We start from the raw sequence: 14,723 nt of genomic DNA, 5'->3' as shown, positions 1-14,723 counted from the left end.
CCGCCGCCGAGGACGAGGATGACGATGAAGGGCAAGACGATCGACACGGTGTGGCCGGGAACCTGGGTCGCGCAGCGGCTCGGCGTGCGCCTGGAGGGCGCGGAGGGAACCGGCGGCGAAGGGGGCCCCGGCGACGGGAGCCTGACGGAGCTCCTCGGGCTGGCCCTGCGGCGCAACCCCAAGCGGGCGCACCTGCTGGTCTCCCAGGTACTGGGCAAGCACGTCCCGCAGTCGCCCGCGACGGTGTACGCCGCCGGGTACGGGCTCGGGGAGCGGGTCCGGGCGCTGCTCGGCGACTCCGCGGCCTCCGCGGTGGTCCTCGGCTACGCCGAGACCGCGACGGGGCTGGGCCACTGCGTCGCCGACGGCCTGGGCGCGGCCCCCTACCTGCACTCCACGCGCCGCCCGGTGCCGGGTGTGCGGCCCGCGGGCGGGTTCGAGGAGGCGCACTCGCACGCCACCTCGCACCTGCTGCTGCCCGAGGACCCGGAGCTGCTGGCGGGGGACGGGCCGCTGGTCCTCGTCGACGACGAGTTCTCCACCGGCAACACCGTCCTCAACACCATCCGGGACCTGCACGCCCGCCACCCGCGCGGCCACTACGTGGTCGTCGCCCTGGTCGACATGCGCTCCGCCGCCGACCGCGACCGGCTGACCGCGTTCGCCGCCGAACTGGGCGCCCGCGTGGACCTGATCGCCCTGGCCTCGGGCACGGTCTCCCTCCCGGAGGGAGTCCTGGCCAAGGGGCAGGCCCTGGTGGAGGCGTACGAAACCCCCGGCGCGGCCGGGACCGTTCCCGCGCCGGCCTCCGCGGGGTCGGCCGGGGCGGGCCTGCGCCGGTCCGCGCCCGGTCCGGCTGACGCCCCGTACGCGCGCGTCGTCCTGGAGTGGCCCGCCGGGGTTCCCGACGGGGGCCGGCACGGCTTCACCCCCGGCCACCGCGCGGCGCTGGAGACCGCTCTGCCCGCCCTCGCCGGGCAGGTGGCGGCCGCGCTGGGCGAGGGGCCCGGGCGGGTCCTCGTACTCGGCAACGAGGAGCTGATGTACGGCCCGCTGCGCCTCGCCGCGGCCCTGGAGGAGCGCGGGGCGGCGGCCGAGGTGCGGTTCTCCTCGACCACCCGCTCACCCGTCCTCGCCGTGGACGACCCCGGCTACGCCATCCGCACCCGCCTGGTCTTCCCCGCCCACGACGCCCCCGCCGACGGCCCCGGCGACCGCTACGCCTACAACGTCGCGGGGGCCGGCTTCGACGCGGTCGTCGCGGTCGTGGACTCCGCCGGGGACACCCCCGAGCTGCACACCGGGCTGCTCGCAGCCCTGGCCCCGCACACCGGCCGCGTCGTGCTGGCCGTCGTCCCGTCGTACGCACCGGGCGCACCCGCCGCGAGCGCGCCCGGCATACCCGAGACCCCCCACCGGCAGGAGCCGAACATGTCCGAGCCGCGCCTGCCGGAGCCCCTGCGCGGGCCCGCCTTCTCCTCCTACGCCCCCGAGGACGTCGGCTGGCTGCTCCAGGACCTCTCCGCCGTCGAGCTGGAGGCCCCGACGGAGGAGCGCGAGGAGGCCATCCAGGCCGGCGGCGCGCACTACGCGGAGTCCCTGCCCGTGGAGTACCAGCCCTCCCCGCGCTACCAGGAGCTCTACCAGGACGCCCTGACCACCTCCGCGGCCCGGGTCGCCCGCGCCGTCGGCACCGTCACCGAGACCGTCCTCGCCGAACGGTCCCCCTCCCCGGTGCTGGTCTCCCTGGCCCGCGCCGGAACCCCCGTCGGCGTGCTGATGCGCCGCTGGGCCGCCGCCCGGCACGGCCTGGACCTGCCGCACTACGCCGTCTCCATCGTGCGCGGGCGCGGCATCGACGCCAACGCCCTGCGCTGGCTCGCCGCCCACCACGACCCGGCCGACGTGGTGTTCGTGGACGGCTGGACCGGCAAGGGCGCCATCACCCGCGAGCTGCGCGAGGCCCTGTCCGCCTTCCCCGGCTTCAACCCGGAGATCGTCGTCCTCGCCGACCCCGGCGCGTGCGTGCAGACGTACGGCACCCGCGAGGACTTCCTGATCCCCTCCGCCTGCCTCAACTCCACCGTCTCCGGACTGGTCTCGCGCACCGTCCTGCGGTCCGACCTGGTCGGCCCGGACGACTTCCACGGCGCGAAGTTCTACCGCGAGCTGGCCGGCGCCGACGTCTCGGGCGCCTTCGTGGACGCGGTGGCCGCCCGCTTCGAGGAGGTCGCCGAGGCCGTGGACGCCGAGGTCAAGGAACTCCTCGCCGCCGACCGCACCCCCACCTGGGTGGGCTGGGCGGCCGTCGAGCGGATCAGCGAGGAGTACGGCATCCATGACGTGAACCTGGTCAAGCCGGGCGTCGGCGAGACCACCCGCGTACTGCTGCGCCGCGTACCGTGGAAGATCCTGGCCCAGCGCGGCGCCGGCTCCGACCTGGACCACGTACGCCTGCTCGCCGCCCAGCGCGGCGTTCCGGTCGAGGAGGTCGACGGCCTCCCGTACACCTGTGTAGGACTCATCCACCCCCGCTTCACGCGCGGCGCCACCGGCGCCGACGGAAAGGCAGTGGCCGCCCAGTGACCCGCCAAGGCACCGTCCTCGTCGCCAGTGACCTCGACCGCACGCTCATCTACTCGTCGGCCGCCCTCGGCCTGACCATGCCCGACCCGCAGGCCCCCCGGCTGCTGTGCGTCGAGGTGCACGAGGGCAAGCCGCTGTCCTTCATGACCGAGACGGCGGCCGCGCTGCTGGCCGCACTGGCCGCCGACCCGGCGGCGGTCTTCGTCCCGACCACCACGCGCACGCGCAAGCAGTACCAGCGGATCCGCTTCCCCGGCCCCCCGGCCCCGTACGCGATCTGCGCCAACGGCGGACAGCTGCTGGTGGACGGGGAGCCCGACCGGGGCTGGCGGCGCGCGGTGGCCCGGCGGCTCGCCGAGGAGTGCGCCCCGCTGGAGGAGGTACACCGGCACCTGCTGGACGCGGCCGACCCGCAGTGGCTGCGCAAGGCACGGCTCGCGGAGGACCTCTTCGCCTACCTGGTGGTCGAGCGGGCGCTGGTCCCCGACGAATGGCTCAAGGCACTCACCCGCTGGGCGGAGGAACGCGGCTGGACCGTCTCGCTCCAGGGCCGCAAGATCTACGCCGTCCCGCGCCCGCTGACCAAGAGCGCCGCGATGCACGAGGTGGCCCGCCGTACGGGCGCCACCGCCACCCTCGCGGCCGGCGACTCCCTCCTCGACGCCGACCTGCTGCTGGCCGCCGGCCGGGCCTGGCGGCCGGGCCACGGCGAACTGGCCGACGCCGGCTGGACCGCGCCGACGGTGACCGCGCTGCACGAGGCCGGGGTACTCGCCGGGGAGGAGATCGTCCGCGCTTTCGGGCGGGCGGTTGCGACACTGACCGCATGACCAAGGGCAACAGCACCAAGATCACCGACGAGCTCTACCGCTACGTCCTCGCGCACAACCCCCCGCTGGACGAGTTCCAGCGGGGGCTGGTCACCACCACCTGGGAGAAGTTCCCGCAGTCCGCGGGCATGCAGTCGGCGGAGGAGCAGGGCCCGCTGCTGGCCTTCCTGGTCCGGCTGACGGGCGCGAAGCACATCGTGGAGGTCGGCACGTTCACCGGCTTCTCCGCCCTGTCCATGGCCCAGGCCCTGCCGGCCGACGGCCGCCTGATCGCCTGCGACGTGTCGGAGGAGTGGACCGCGTACGGCCGCGAGGCGTGGGAGGCGGCCGGCGTCGCGGACCGCATCGACCTGCGCATCGCCCCCGCCCTCGACACGCTGCGGGCCATGCCGGCCGAACCGCACATCGACCTGGCCTACGTGGACGCCGACAAGGAGAACCAGATCCTCTACTGGGAGGAGCTCGTACCGAGGCTGCGCCCGGGCGGCCTGATCGTCACGGACAACACCCTCTTCCACGGGACGGTGCTGGACGAATCCCCGGACAGCAGGGGCGCGAGCGTCCGCGCGTTCAACGACCACGCCATGGCGGACACCCGCATGGACTCCGTCCTGCTGGCCATCTCGGACGGCCTCACCCTCTCGCGCAAGCGCTAGCGCCGGCGCCGGCCGGCCGCCCCCCCCCCCCGTCCGGGCTCAGCAGCAGCCGCCCCCGCCGCAGCAGCCCCCGCCGGAGGGCGCGGGGGCACTGCTGGTCCCGCCGACGGCGACGGCGGACAGCAGCTTCACGGTGTCGGCGTGCCCGGCGGGGCAGTCGGCGGGCGCGGACGACTCGGCCATCGGACGGCTGACCTCGAAGGTGTCGTCGCAGGTCCGGCAGCGGTATTCGTAACGAGGCATGCGCACAGGCTAACGGGCCGCCGCCCCGCCCCGGGCCCGTTCCTCGCGGGCGGCCTCGTCGGGGTGGCGGGCGCGCCAGTACGGGTTGTCGTGGGGGAGGGCGCTGCCCACCCGCCCGTACATCCCGAACCACATCAGCATCACGCCGACGACGAAGCTGAACAGCACGTTCTGGATCTTGAAGGCCAGGAAGTTCAGACCGGTGTCCAGCAGAGCCAGGTTCACGAACCCGCTGGCGATGAAGAGCAGCCCCAGCACGATGTTGAGGGTGGAGGCGAAGGTCCCGCCGATCACCATGCCGGCGGCCAGCAGGATGCCGATGCAGATCGACAGCACGCTCAGCGCGCCGTTGGTGTTCAGGGCCAGCACGGTGTCGCCGCCGGTGTCGAAGAACCCGATCTGGTGGACCAGGCCCAGGATCCCGAAGGCGATGAGGAGCAGACCGGTCAGCCCGGCGCCGACCCGGTAGACCTTGCTCAGCTTGTGGTCGGTGGGCAGGTGCTCGTCGAGCCGGGCGTTGACGGGGTGCAGCAGGCGCTGCGCCAGCCGCGGACCGTGCCGTTCGGGAGGCGGGCCGTAGGGCTCGTGGGGGACGTAGGGCGCGTAGTGCTCGTGCGGCTCGGTGCACCCGTAGGCGGCGTGCGGCACGTACGTCTCCGGGCGCGCGGGGGGCGCCCGGCGCTCGCGCGGCCTGTGGAAAGCATGGACAGCCATGACGCCCTCCTCGTTTCCGTTCCCGGCACCCTCCAGCATCCGCCGAACCCCCGCCCCGGACAACTCCTCCCCCACCGGACCCCGTCGCCGCCCCGGTCCCGCGCCACCCTGGCGGGGTCAGCCGCCCAGCCTCCCGCGGCGCCGCCCCGGCGGCCTCAGCCACCCAGCCGCCTCCCGCCGCACCGGAGGGCTCACCCGGCGGCGCGGCGACCCCGCATGTCCGCCACCACCCGGCCCACCGCCACCCGGACCTCCTCCATCTCCTGGAGGAAGTGCCAGTAGTCGGGGTGGCGCCCCTCCAGGCCCGCGAGCGCCCGCTCCATCCGGGCCACCGACTCGTCCAGCGGCCGCGCGTGCCGCGGATCCGGCACGCTGCGGCCGTCCATCGCCAGGCGCTGCGCGTCCCGGATCGCGAACCGGGTCCGCTGCACCTCCGCCTGCGGGTCCCGCGCCACCGCCTCCAGCCGCGACAGTCGGTCCTGCGCGGCCGACACCGCCTCGTCGACGGCGTCCAGCCCCGCCCGCACCGCCTCGACCAGCGCCGTCACGTCCGCCCAGCGCTGCTCGTCCCGCGCCCGACCGGCCTCCGCCAGCCGCTCCTCGGCCTGCGCCACGTCCCGCACAGCCTGGTCGGGAACGTGCTGGAGGTCCTGCCAGCAGTCCGCGCTGAACCGGCGGCGCAGCTCGCTGAGCACCGGATCCACCCGGTCCGCCCGGTTGCGCAGCGCCTGCGCCCGCGTCCGCAGGCTCACCAGCCGCCGGTCGATCTCCGCCGCCCGCTCCGGCAGCCGCTCCGCCTCGGCCCGCACCGCCCCCGCGTCCCGCAGGATCCGCTCCGCCCGCTGCACCGTCTCCGGCACCCCGTGCTGCGCCGCGCCCTGGTTCAGCTTCGTCAGCTCGGGCCCCAGCGCGGCGAGCCGCGCCGCCAGGTCGTCGGCCCGCATCCCCTTGGCCCGTACGGCGTCCAGCGCGTCGCTCGCGGCCAGCAGCGCCGCCTTCGCCCGCTCCCGAGCCGGCGCGACCCGGGCCAGCTGCGTCTCGGCCTTGTCCAGCAGCGGCTGCAGCCCCCGGGCGAACCGCTCCAGCTCCTCCTTGACCCGGACCAGTTCCTCCCGGGCCCGGGTCAGCTGCTGCCGGGCCTCCGCCGCGACGGACCCCTCCAGGTCGACCCGGTCCAGGTCGTGCGCGTCGACGGCCTCGATGTAGGCGTGGCTCACCTCGTCGATCCGCCGCCCGAGCGCCGCGAACCCCTCGGCGGCCTGCCGCGCGGCGGGCGAGCCGTCGGCGGCGGCGATGGTCTCCATCGAGATCCGCAGGTCCCGCTGGGCGGTGTCCAGTTCGTAGAACGCGGCCGCGGCGGCATCCTTCGCCGCCTGCGCATCCGCCCGCCGACTCTCGTCCCGCCCACCGAACCACCGCCGGGATGCCGTCGCCACAGTCCCTCTCCCGTACCCCGTCCGCCAAGCCCCGGTCCATTCTCCCCCACGCGAACGGGTTTGCGTGGGGGGTGCGCCCGCCATGTAGGCTGTCCACTCGTCCACGGGTGCGTAGCTCAGGGGTAGAGCGCTGCTCTTACAAAGCAGATGTCGGCGGTTCGAAACCGTCCGCGCCCACCAGTCAGAAGGCCCCCAACCGATCACGGTTGGGGGCCTTTGACATCTACATCTGACACCGACGGGGACGGTCAGGAGCGGTCGCGCCGGGCCCTGAGCAGCCGGTCGATGTGCCCGACCGCCTCGCGCTGCGTGTCCTGCAGGACGCGGGCGTACTGCTGGCCTTCGGTGCGGATCCTGAACTCGCAGATCCTGACGGCCGCACCCCCTTGGGGGTAGCCACCCTCTACGCCCATGACCCGGTACGACCTGGGCCGTGCCGCGGCAGGTCACCGAAAGCACCTCGGCGTCGGTGAGCTCGCAGGTGTCGACGACCAGCGCGACGCGGGGGTCGGCGGCGAGGATCCGTTCCATGCGGGAGTAGGACCCGGTCAGCCACCAGAAGGCGCCGTCCTCCCAGAGGAACCACACGGGCCGGACCTCGGGCCCCTGCGTGGCGACGCGTGCGACGAGGGGGCGGGCGAGGAACTCTTCGACATCCACCAGGCTGCCTTTCGATCGGGTGCGGAGATCGTTTGGCTGGAGCTTGCCAGGGGGTGCGGGTGAGGCACGAGTGGCGTGGGGGCGTCAAGTCACGTTCTTCCGGGGCGTGACCCGTGGGGGCCGGATTGCGCTTACTTGAGGTCCGGTCGCTACGGAACGGCCGAGCGACGGAACGCAGAGGAGCAGCAGCCATGTCCCATCACGTTCACGCCCCGAGCCCGGTCCCGGCCAAGCGCCGGATGCTCCGCTACACGATGGTCCTGACCTCGGCCGCCTTCGTCGCCAGCGGTATCGCGTCCCTGGCGACGCCGGCGTCGGCGGCGGCCGTGCCCCGGGCTCCGGCGGCTGTCAAAACCGACGCGTTGCCCTGTCCATCGGGTTACGTCTGGCGGGACAGCTATGACGGCGACGCCCTGTGCGTCACCCCGGCCGAGCGAGACCGGGTGCATGCGCAGAATCCGAACCGGCAGCCCGGTGGGGGCGCGTACGGGCCCAGTACCTGCAAGCCGGGGTTCGTGTGGCGGGACAGTTACGACGGCGACACGCTGTGTGTCACCCCGGCCGAGCGGGACCGGGTGCATGCGCAGAATCCGAACCGGCAGCCCGGTGGGGGCGCGTACGGGCCCAGTACCTGCAAGCCGGGCTACGTCTGGCGGGAGAAGTGGGTCGGGGACACGCTGTGCGTGACGCCCGCCGAGCGGGACCGGGTCAAGGGGCAGGGGCGGCTGATCGACAACGGGCCGGATCTCATCGGCATACCTGGGAGGTGATCCCCATCTACGAGCCCCCGGCCGGTTGCGGCCGGGGGCTGCGGGGGTGTGGGCCGCGGTCAGGCGTTGGGGCGCTTTCCGTGGTTGGCCTTCTTCTTCTTGCGGGCGCGCTTCTTGTTTCCTCGCTTGGCCATCGGGCGTCTCCCTTGAATCGCCTGTAACGCGGATGTTCCGGGCGTTCGTCAGTCTAGGATCCGGGCCGGTTTCCCGCGCGGCGGCGCGGGGACCATCCCGCGGGGGGTGATGGGTGTGGCGGGTGCCGGGGAGTGGATCTGGTCCGTCGGGGCGTTCGGGCTCGGGGCCGCCTGGCTGGGGCTGGCCGCCTGGTGGCCGGGACGGGGACGGTTCGAGCGGGCGCGCGAGGCCGAGCGGGAGCGGCTGCTCGCACGGCTGGGGGAGAGGGCGACGGAGACCGGGACGGCCGGGGATCCGCGGCTGGTGGACGCCTCCGCAGGGGGGAGGGAAGGGGGTGGGGGGCCGGGCGACGCATTCACGCCGATGCTCGTCGAGTACTACGCGTACGGGCTGACGCAGGCGCGCGCCAGCTTCGCCACCAGCCAGTGGTTCGCGGGCGTCGGCGCGGCCGTGCTGCTCTTCGGGATCGGGCTCGGGGTGTGGAAGGCCGAGAGCGGCGGGGAGGCGTACATCGGGGTGGTGACCAGTTCCGTCGGGGTGGTCGTCACCCTGGTCGGGCAGTTGTTCCACCGCCGGGCCGATGCCGCCCTGCGGCACATGGCCGCCCAGAGCGCCTCCCTCCGCGAGGACCGGCGGGCCGCGGAGGGCACCCGGCAGGCGATCGCCCTGCTGGAGGAGATCGCCGATCCGGACCTGCGGGCAAGGCTGCAGGCCGGGCTGGTCATCAGGCTTTCCGGGGCGGAGCTGCCGCCCGCGGGGTCATAGTGGAGGTATGTGCCGTTCCATCAAGACCCTGCGCCCGCCCGCCATCCCCGAGAAGGCCACCGAGGAGGAGATCCGCGCGGCCGCGCTCCAGTACGTGCGGAAGGTCTCCGGGTTCCGGGCACCGGCCGCGCACAACCAGGAGGTGTTCGACGCCGCCGTGGACGCCGTGGCCGAGGCGACGCGGCTGCTGTTGGACGGGGTGCAGGTGCGCGGGCGGGCCGCTGCCGCGGTGTGAGGGTCAGCGGGCTTGCGCCGTGCGGCGGCGCAGCAGCCAGATCCCGGCTCCGAGCGCGCCGGCCGCGAGGGTGCCGCCGACGGCGATCTGGGCCCGGCTCATGGAGTCGACGCTTCCGCCGAGGCCGCCGCGGGCGGCACCGGGGGCGACCTGGAGGGTGACGGTGACCCGGCGGCCTCCGCACTCGAAGGTGACCGGGTAGGAGCCGGGGGCCGCGTCGCTGAAGACGGTGGCCGCGCCGGAGAGGTTGCTCGCGGTGGCGCTGCCCGGGGCCAGTGCGACGGTGTTGAAGACACGGGAGGACGCCCGGCCGGTGCGCGTGCTGCAGCCGTCGACGTTGAGGCCGACGCGGCCGCCCGGGGAGACGGTGCCGGGGGAGACGGTGGCGGAGGGGGTCGTGCCGCCGGCGGGGGCGGCGAAGGCGGGTGCGGCGGCTGCGATGACCAGCGTCGCGGCGGCGACTCCGGTCAGGCGATGCCGGATGAGCATGGGGGGCATGGCGGGATCTCCTCGGCTCCTCGGAACGGCGCCGCCGGGACAGTGACGTGAGGCCGGTTCGGTGGCGTGCCGTGTTCTGGACGCTAGAAGCCGGGGCGGCGGGCCGCGATTGCTGCCGGGTGAACGGGTGACCCACTGGACCACCCGGCCCATGCCCCCGCGGGGCGGTGGCGTCAGGCGGTGGCCTGGGGTGTGGGGGAGGGGCGGCGCAGGAGGAAGGCGGAGAGGGAGCCCGCCGTGAAGAGGGCGAGGAGGGAGACCGCCGTGCCCAGCCAGGCCGTGCCCAGCCACTGGGTGCCGAAGTAGCCCAGGGCCACGCTGTAGCCCGCCCAGCTGATGCCCGCCAAGACCGACCAGGGCAGGAACTCCGCCAGCGTGCGCCGTGTCTTGCCCGCGCCCAGCGAGACCACCGAGCGGCCGGCCGGGGCGAAGCGGGCCAGGACCACCAGCAGGCCGCCGCCGCGGGCCAGGGCCGTGCCCAGCCGGTCGTGGGCCCGGGTCAGGCGGCGGGAGCGGGCGATGGCCCGGTCCAGGCGGGGCCCGCTGCGGCGGGCCAGCCGGTAGGCCGTGAGGTCGCCCAGCACCGACGCCGTGGCGGCCACCGTCAGCAGGACCGCGACGTCCGGGACCCGCGAGGGCGGCCCGCCGGCCGCCGCTGCCGCCGCCCCGGTGATCACGAGGACTCCGCTCGGCAGCACCGGCAGGAACACGTCCAGCAGGACCGACACCGCCACCAGGGCGTAGATCCACGGGCTCGCGGTCAGCGACCCCAGCGTCTCGATCACAACGGGACTCCCCATTCCGGAGCGCCGCGTGGTCGCGGGGGAGCGGCAGGGGCGGCTTGACAGCCATACAGCGTACGCCCGGCACCCCCGCCCGAGGGCCCCGGCCTACTCCGCTCCGGTGAGCCGGCGGTCCAGGACCGTCAGCAGGCGGGCGCCGGGCCGCGACCGCCGGGCCTGGTCCAGCCGGAGCCGGGCCTCGCGCCCCGACAGGGTCAGCGTCATCAGCTGGTTGCCGAACCAGGGGCCGCCCGTACGCCGCCAGCTCAGCGGCGGCCGTCCCGTCCGGCCGTGCCGGGAGAAGCCGCGGCCGAGCCAGCGGCCCAGCCGGGACCAGCCCAGCCGGAAGCCCCATTTCACCGCCGTGTGGATGGAGTTGTGCACCGGCGAACAGGTCAGCTGGAACACCCGCGCCGTACTGGGTATGAGCGGCTCGGCCACGTACGCGTGGTGGACGTCCCCGGACAGGACCGCGACCGTCGCCGGGGCCTTCGGGCCCGTCCCGACCTCCTCGATCAGGTCGCTGAGCGCGACGAACGACGCCGGGAACGCCGCCCAGTGCTCGAGGTCGCTGCGCCGCCGCAGGTCCTCCCCGATCCGGGCCCATCTCTCCCCGCGCTCCCCGCGGCACAGCGCGGCGTTCCACGCTTCCGCGTCATGGATCAGCGGCGGCATCAGCCACGGCAGCGAGGAGCCGATCAGCAGGTGGTCGTAACCGCCGTGCCCGGACAGGGCGTTCTCCCGGAGCCAGCGCTGCTCCGCGTGGTCGAGCATGGCGCGCCCGTCCTCGGCGAGCACCCTCGCGGCCCGGGTGTCGACCATCAGCAGCCTGGTCCGGCCGAAGTCCCGGCGGTAACTCCAGCGCACCGAGGCCGGATCGGCGTCGGCCGAGGCCGCGAAGGCGCGCAGCGCGTCCGTGCCGTCCGGGGTGGCCCGTACGGCCGCGTACAGGGGGTCGGCGGCGAGTTCGGCGGGGGAGAGGTTGCCCAGGTGCTGGTACACCCAGTACGACATCAGCCCGCTGAGGATCCGCTCCGGCCACCAGGGGGTCGCGCGCATCTCCGCCTGCCAGGAGGCGCTGGTGTTCCAGTCGTCTATGACGTCGTGGTCGTCGAATATGTGCAGGCTCGGGACGGTGGACAGCAGCCAGCGGATCTCCGGGTCGCCCCAGGACTCGTCGTAGAGGCGGGTGTATTCCTGGTAGTCCGCGACCTGCGCGCCCGGTGCCTCGCGCAGGTCCCGGCGGGCCGCCAGCCATCGCCGGGTGTCCTTCGACAGATGGTCGGCGTAGACCTGGTCGCCGAGGAGCAGCAGGAGGTCCGGGCGGGCCTCCGACGGGTCGGCTGCCAGCCGCGCCGCGAGGGTGTCGAGGGCGTCCGCCCCGTGCGGCCCGCGCCGGCCGGCGGGCGGGGCGGCCTGCCGGCACGAGCCGAACGTGATCCGCAGGCCGGGCGCGGGGTGGCCCGCGCCGCCTCCCACGGCCGGGGTGGTGATCGTGCTGGGCGGGAAGCGGCCGGCGGGCCCGGGCCAGACGGTGGCGCCGTCGAGCAGTACCTCGTACGCCGTTTCACTGCCGGGCGTCAGGCCGGTGACGGGTACGAGGGCGTAGTGGTGGCCGGTGATCTGGAAGGTGCGGGCGCTGCCGCCGGACCCGTCGGCGCACCGCACCTCCGCGGTGCACGGGCGGTCCGCCTCGACCCATATCGTGGCGGAGCCGCCCGTGTCCCAGTCGACGTAGCGCAGCAGTGGTCCCAGTCGCAGTCCGGCCATCCGACTCCCCCTCCTCGACAGCCCTTTGGATCACGGTACGGGGCGGGGCGGGGGCCCGGCCTCCCCCTGGCGGGGGATAGCGGGGGTGAAAATTCCCGGTGAGCGGCGGGGTGTCAGCAGCCGTTGAGGACGTTCACCAGGGCGGTCTTCTCCCCGGCGTCCATGCTCAGCCCGTAGTACTGCTTCACCTGGACCCAGGAGCGGGCGTAGGTGCAGCGGTAGGCGGTGCGCGGCGGCAGCCACTTGCCGGGGTCGAGGTCGCCCTTGGCCTGGTTGACGTTGTCCGTGACGGCTATGAGCTGGGGGCGGGTGAGGTCGTTGGCGAACTGCTGGCGCTGGGCGGTGGTCCAGGTGTTGGCGCCCGAACGCCAGGCCTCGGCCAGCGGGACCATGTGGTCGATGTCCACGTCCGAGGCGGCGGTCCAGGTGGCGCCGTCGTACTCGGAGTACCAGCTGCCGCTGACGGCGGCGCAGGAGGAGTCGGTGACGACGTTGACGCCGTCGCGCTTGAGGACCGTCTCGCGGGTGTTGCAGCTGCCGGAGATGGTGATCCAGTGCGGGAACTGGCTGCGGCTGTAGCCGGTGAGGGAGCCCTCGGCGGCCGGGGTGACGGTGGCCAGGTAGGCGCGGGCCTCGGCGGCGCTGATGGGGGTGGGCGGGGAGGCCAGGGCGGCCGGGGCGTTGACGAGGGAGGTGAGGGCGGCGAGGGCGACGGCGGAGGCGAGGACGCCGGCCCGTCCGGCGCGGCGGATGCGACGCGCGTAGACGGAGGGCGCGCGGAAGGGCGTGAGGGGCATGAGGGGCTCCCTGATGCGGGGGGTTGACGGCCGTGCGGCCCCGGCGGGGCGCGGCCATGGTGGCGGCGCCGGATGTCGCGGGGATGGGCACCAGGTGACAGATTGCCGACATGGGCACGTCACATCAAGGAGATCAACGGCCCGCATTCAAGGGGAAGTTGAGATTCCGGCCTTCGGAGCGGGGCAGAATGGGGCCAAGCTCACATTCCGGACTCCCGGGGGTCGCGGCCGTCATCGCGTACCCTGGACGGAGCAGAAGGGGAGTAGCTCTTCGCCGGACCGTCGACATACTGCTGGGTCACACCAGCCGGCGCCCGGAGGCGGACCGCGTCAGCGGGCCGCCAGCGAGACCTTCGGCCGCAGTGTCCTGTCCATGTGACGCGACGCGCGCGGCGCAGCGTGCGCACACCGCATGCGCGCGGTGTGCGGCGTGTCGACGTACCTCAGGGCGCCGCCGAGCCGAAGCGACCCCTGAAACACCCCAGGTCTCTCGGTCCCGATGGCGTCCTGCCCGACCGATCGAGGTTTCACCCCGTGTTCAGCTTCACCGTGCTGGCGATCGCCTTCGGCGTCGTCTTCCTCGCCGAACTCCCCGACAAGACGGCCCTGGCCGGTCTGATGCTCGGCACCCGCTACCGCGCCTCCTACGTCTTCGCGGGCGTGGCCGCCGCGTTCGCCGTGCACGTCGGGCTCGCCATCGCGGCGGGCAGCGTGCTCACGCTCCTGCCGCACCGGCTCGTGCAGGCCGTCGTGGGCCTGCTGTTCCTCGCGGGCGCGGCCATGCTGCTGCTGAAGAAGAACGACGAGGAGGAAGAGGTCAAGGCGCCCGCCGACCAGTCCTTCTGGAAGGTCTCCGGCGCCGGCTTCATGCTGATCCTGGTCGCCGAATTCGGTGACCTGACCCAGATCATGACCGCCAACCTCGCGGCGCGGTACGACAATCCGCTCTCCGTCGGCCTCGGCGCCGTGCTGGCCCTCTGGGCGGTGGCGGGCATCGGCATCCTGGGCGGGCGCACCCTCATGAAGTACGTCCCGCTGCGGCTCATCACCAAGGTCGCGGCCTGCGTCATGGCGGCGCTGGCCGGGTTCTCCCTCTACGAGGCGATCGCGGGCTGAGGCCGCCGGTCGCGTCCCCTCGTCCCGGGGCGGCTACCGCGCCGGGGCGAGGGTGAGGCGGATCGAGCCGTCGTCGGCGGTTTCGACGCGGACCGCGGTGAGGTCGTCGACGTGGGCCGTCGGGCCGTGGGCGGCGGCGCGCGGACCTATGCCGATCACGCGCATGCCGGCCGCGAGGCCCGCCGCGATGCCGGCGCCGGAGTCCTCGAAGACCACGCAGTCGGCCGGGTCCACGCCCAGCTCGGCGGCGCCCTTGAGGAAGCCCTCCGGGTCGGGCTTGCTGGCCCCGACGGACTCGGCGGTGATCCGCACGTCCGGCAGCGGCAGGGCGGCGGCCGCCATGCGGACCCCGGCCAGGGCGGCGTCGGCCGAGGTGACCAGGGCGTGCGGCAGGCGGGCGATCGCGGCCATGAACTCCGGGGCGCCCGCGACGGGCACCACGCCGTCGGTGTCAGCCGTCTCGCGGGCGAGCATCTCGGCGTTCTCGGCGTGGTTCAGCTCCATCGGGCGCCCGGGGAGCAGGATGGCCATCGTGGCGTAGCCCTGGCGGCCGTGGACCACCTTGAGGGCTTCCTCTGGGTCCAGCCCGTGCGACAGCGCCCACTCGCGCCAGCAGCGCTCGACCACCGCGTCGGAGTTGACGAGGGTGCCGTCCATGTCCAGGAGCAGGGCCCTGGCGGTGAGGACGACGTGGGCGGAGGCGGTGCTGGCCGACATCGGCGGGGCTCCA

General features: G+C 74.3%; 17 protein-coding genes, 1 tRNA gene and 1 pseudogene. 8 read left to right on the top strand and 11 right to left on the bottom strand.

The features are described from left to right. Window positions 1-18: 18 nt before the first annotated feature. From B4U46_RS11425 to B4U46_RS11415, 3 genes are read left to right on the top strand one after another with little or no spacing between them, the layout of a single operon-like run. Window positions 19-2,586, top strand: a complete 2,568-nt coding sequence (locus B4U46_RS11425) for a phosphoribosyltransferase (protein ID WP_079426597.1) — start codon at window positions 19-21, stop codon at window positions 2,584-2,586. Continuing rightward, on the top strand, window positions 2,583-3,416 hold the full coding sequence (locus B4U46_RS11420) for an HAD family hydrolase (RefSeq protein WP_079426595.1): 834 nt from the start codon (window positions 2,583-2,585) through the stop codon (window positions 3,414-3,416). Before B4U46_RS11425 ends, B4U46_RS11420 begins: the two co-directional genes overlap by 4 nt. Then, window positions 3,413-4,072, top strand: a complete 660-nt coding sequence (locus B4U46_RS11415; protein WP_079426593.1) for an O-methyltransferase — start codon at window positions 3,413-3,415, stop codon at window positions 4,070-4,072. Before B4U46_RS11420 ends, B4U46_RS11415 begins: the two co-directional genes overlap by 4 nt. 39 nt (window positions 4,073-4,111) lie before the next feature. Here the strand turns inward: B4U46_RS11415 and B4U46_RS11410 are convergent, their stop codons facing one another. The 3 genes from B4U46_RS11410 to B4U46_RS11400 all read right to left on the bottom strand — a co-directional run bounded on the left by B4U46_RS11410 (window position 4,112) and on the right by B4U46_RS11400 (window position 6,465). After that, entirely contained in the window at window positions 4,112-4,315 is a 204-nt protein-coding gene (locus B4U46_RS11410) for an FmdB family zinc ribbon protein (RefSeq protein ID WP_045950330.1), read from the bottom strand. 9 nt (window positions 4,316-4,324) lie between these two features. Next, window positions 4,325-5,029, bottom strand: coding sequence for a DUF4383 domain-containing protein (locus B4U46_RS11405; protein ID WP_237292815.1), 705 nt, complete (start codon window positions 5,027-5,029; stop codon window positions 4,325-4,327). A 191-nt stretch (window positions 5,030-5,220) separates the two neighbouring features. After that, window positions 5,221-6,465 carry a hypothetical protein gene (locus B4U46_RS11400; RefSeq protein WP_420543174.1) on the bottom strand — a complete coding sequence of 415 codons (1,245 nt, stop codon included), beginning with the start codon at window positions 6,463-6,465 and terminating at the stop codon, window positions 5,221-5,223. Between the two features lie 105 nt (window positions 6,466-6,570). Here B4U46_RS11400 and B4U46_RS11395 point away from each other — a divergent pair. After that, window positions 6,571-6,645 (top strand) — tRNA-Val (locus B4U46_RS11395). Window positions 6,646-6,713: 68 nt separating this feature from the next. Here B4U46_RS11395 and B4U46_RS37310 read toward each other — a convergent pair. After that, a complete protein-coding gene (locus tag B4U46_RS37310; protein ID WP_159402085.1) occupies window positions 6,714-6,878 on the bottom strand; it encodes a hypothetical protein in 165 nt (54 codons plus the stop codon). A gap of 16 nt (window positions 6,879-6,894) precedes the next feature. After that, a pseudogene (locus B4U46_RS40610) lies at window positions 6,895-7,125 on the bottom strand (pyridoxamine 5'-phosphate oxidase family protein); the annotation flags it as partial. Window positions 7,126-7,316: 191 nt separating this feature from the next. On the opposite strand from B4U46_RS40610, the gene B4U46_RS11385 reads away from it, so the two are divergent. Next, complete coding sequence (locus B4U46_RS11385; protein ID WP_079426591.1) at window positions 7,317-7,895, top strand: hypothetical protein; 579 nt, start codon at window positions 7,317-7,319, stop codon at window positions 7,893-7,895. Window positions 7,896-7,954: 59 nt separating this feature from the next. Here the strand turns inward: B4U46_RS11385 and B4U46_RS40605 are convergent, their stop codons facing one another. Beyond that, window positions 7,955-8,029 (bottom strand): 50S ribosomal protein bL37, encoded by a 75-nt coding sequence (locus B4U46_RS40605; RefSeq protein WP_099895366.1) that lies wholly within the window; start codon window positions 8,027-8,029, stop codon window positions 7,955-7,957. Between the two features lie 115 nt (window positions 8,030-8,144). Here B4U46_RS40605 and B4U46_RS11380 point away from each other — a divergent pair, with 115 nt between their 5' ends. Both B4U46_RS11380 and B4U46_RS11375 read left to right on the top strand, forming a co-directional pair. Continuing rightward, a complete protein-coding gene (locus B4U46_RS11380) occupies window positions 8,145-8,795 on the top strand; it encodes a TRADD-N-associated membrane domain-containing protein (protein ID WP_237292813.1) in 651 nt (216 codons plus the stop codon). A 7-nt stretch (window positions 8,796-8,802) separates the two neighbouring features. Further along, entirely contained in the window at window positions 8,803-9,030 is a 228-nt protein-coding gene (locus B4U46_RS11375) for a DUF2277 domain-containing protein (RefSeq protein WP_079426589.1), read from the top strand. A 3-nt stretch (window positions 9,031-9,033) separates the two neighbouring features. On the opposite strand, the gene B4U46_RS11370 is transcribed toward B4U46_RS11375, so the two are convergent. The 4 genes from B4U46_RS11370 to B4U46_RS11355 all read right to left on the bottom strand — a co-directional run bounded on the left by B4U46_RS11370 (window position 9,034) and on the right by B4U46_RS11355 (window position 12,877). Further along, complete coding sequence (locus tag B4U46_RS11370) at window positions 9,034-9,528, bottom strand: hypothetical protein (RefSeq protein WP_079426587.1); 495 nt, start codon at window positions 9,526-9,528, stop codon at window positions 9,034-9,036. 173 nt (window positions 9,529-9,701) lie between these two features. After that, on the bottom strand, window positions 9,702-10,313 hold the full coding sequence (locus B4U46_RS11365) for a DedA family protein (RefSeq protein ID WP_079426585.1): 612 nt from the start codon (window positions 10,311-10,313) through the stop codon (window positions 9,702-9,704). Between the two features lie 105 nt (window positions 10,314-10,418). Beyond that, on the bottom strand, window positions 10,419-12,080 hold the full coding sequence (locus B4U46_RS11360; protein ID WP_079426583.1) for an alkaline phosphatase D family protein: 1,662 nt from the start codon (window positions 12,078-12,080) through the stop codon (window positions 10,419-10,421). Window positions 12,081-12,193: 113 nt separating this feature from the next. Continuing rightward, window positions 12,194-12,877 (bottom strand): HNH endonuclease family protein, encoded by a 684-nt coding sequence (locus tag B4U46_RS11355; protein ID WP_079426581.1) that lies wholly within the window; start codon window positions 12,875-12,877, stop codon window positions 12,194-12,196. Window positions 12,878-13,411: 534 nt separating this feature from the next. Between B4U46_RS11355 and B4U46_RS11350 the strand changes: the two genes are divergently transcribed. After that, window positions 13,412-13,993 carry a TMEM165/GDT1 family protein gene (locus B4U46_RS11350; protein ID WP_079426579.1) on the top strand — a complete coding sequence of 194 codons (582 nt, stop codon included), beginning with the start codon at window positions 13,412-13,414 and terminating at the stop codon, window positions 13,991-13,993. A 33-nt stretch (window positions 13,994-14,026) separates the two neighbouring features. On the opposite strand, the gene B4U46_RS11345 is transcribed toward B4U46_RS11350, so the two are convergent. Next, the gene (locus tag B4U46_RS11345; RefSeq protein ID WP_079426577.1) at window positions 14,027-14,710 is read right to left on the bottom strand and encodes an HAD-IA family hydrolase; all 684 of its coding nucleotides are present in this window, start codon (window positions 14,708-14,710) and stop codon (window positions 14,027-14,029) included. Window positions 14,711-14,723 lie beyond the last annotated feature (13 nt).

This window comes from Streptomyces katrae, assembly GCF_002028425.1.
GTDB lineage: Bacteria > Actinomycetota > Actinomycetes > Streptomycetales > Streptomycetaceae > Streptomyces > Streptomyces katrae_A.
The sequence above is the reverse complement of the archived record's forward strand: the minus strand, read 5'-3'. Positions and strand labels throughout refer to the sequence as shown.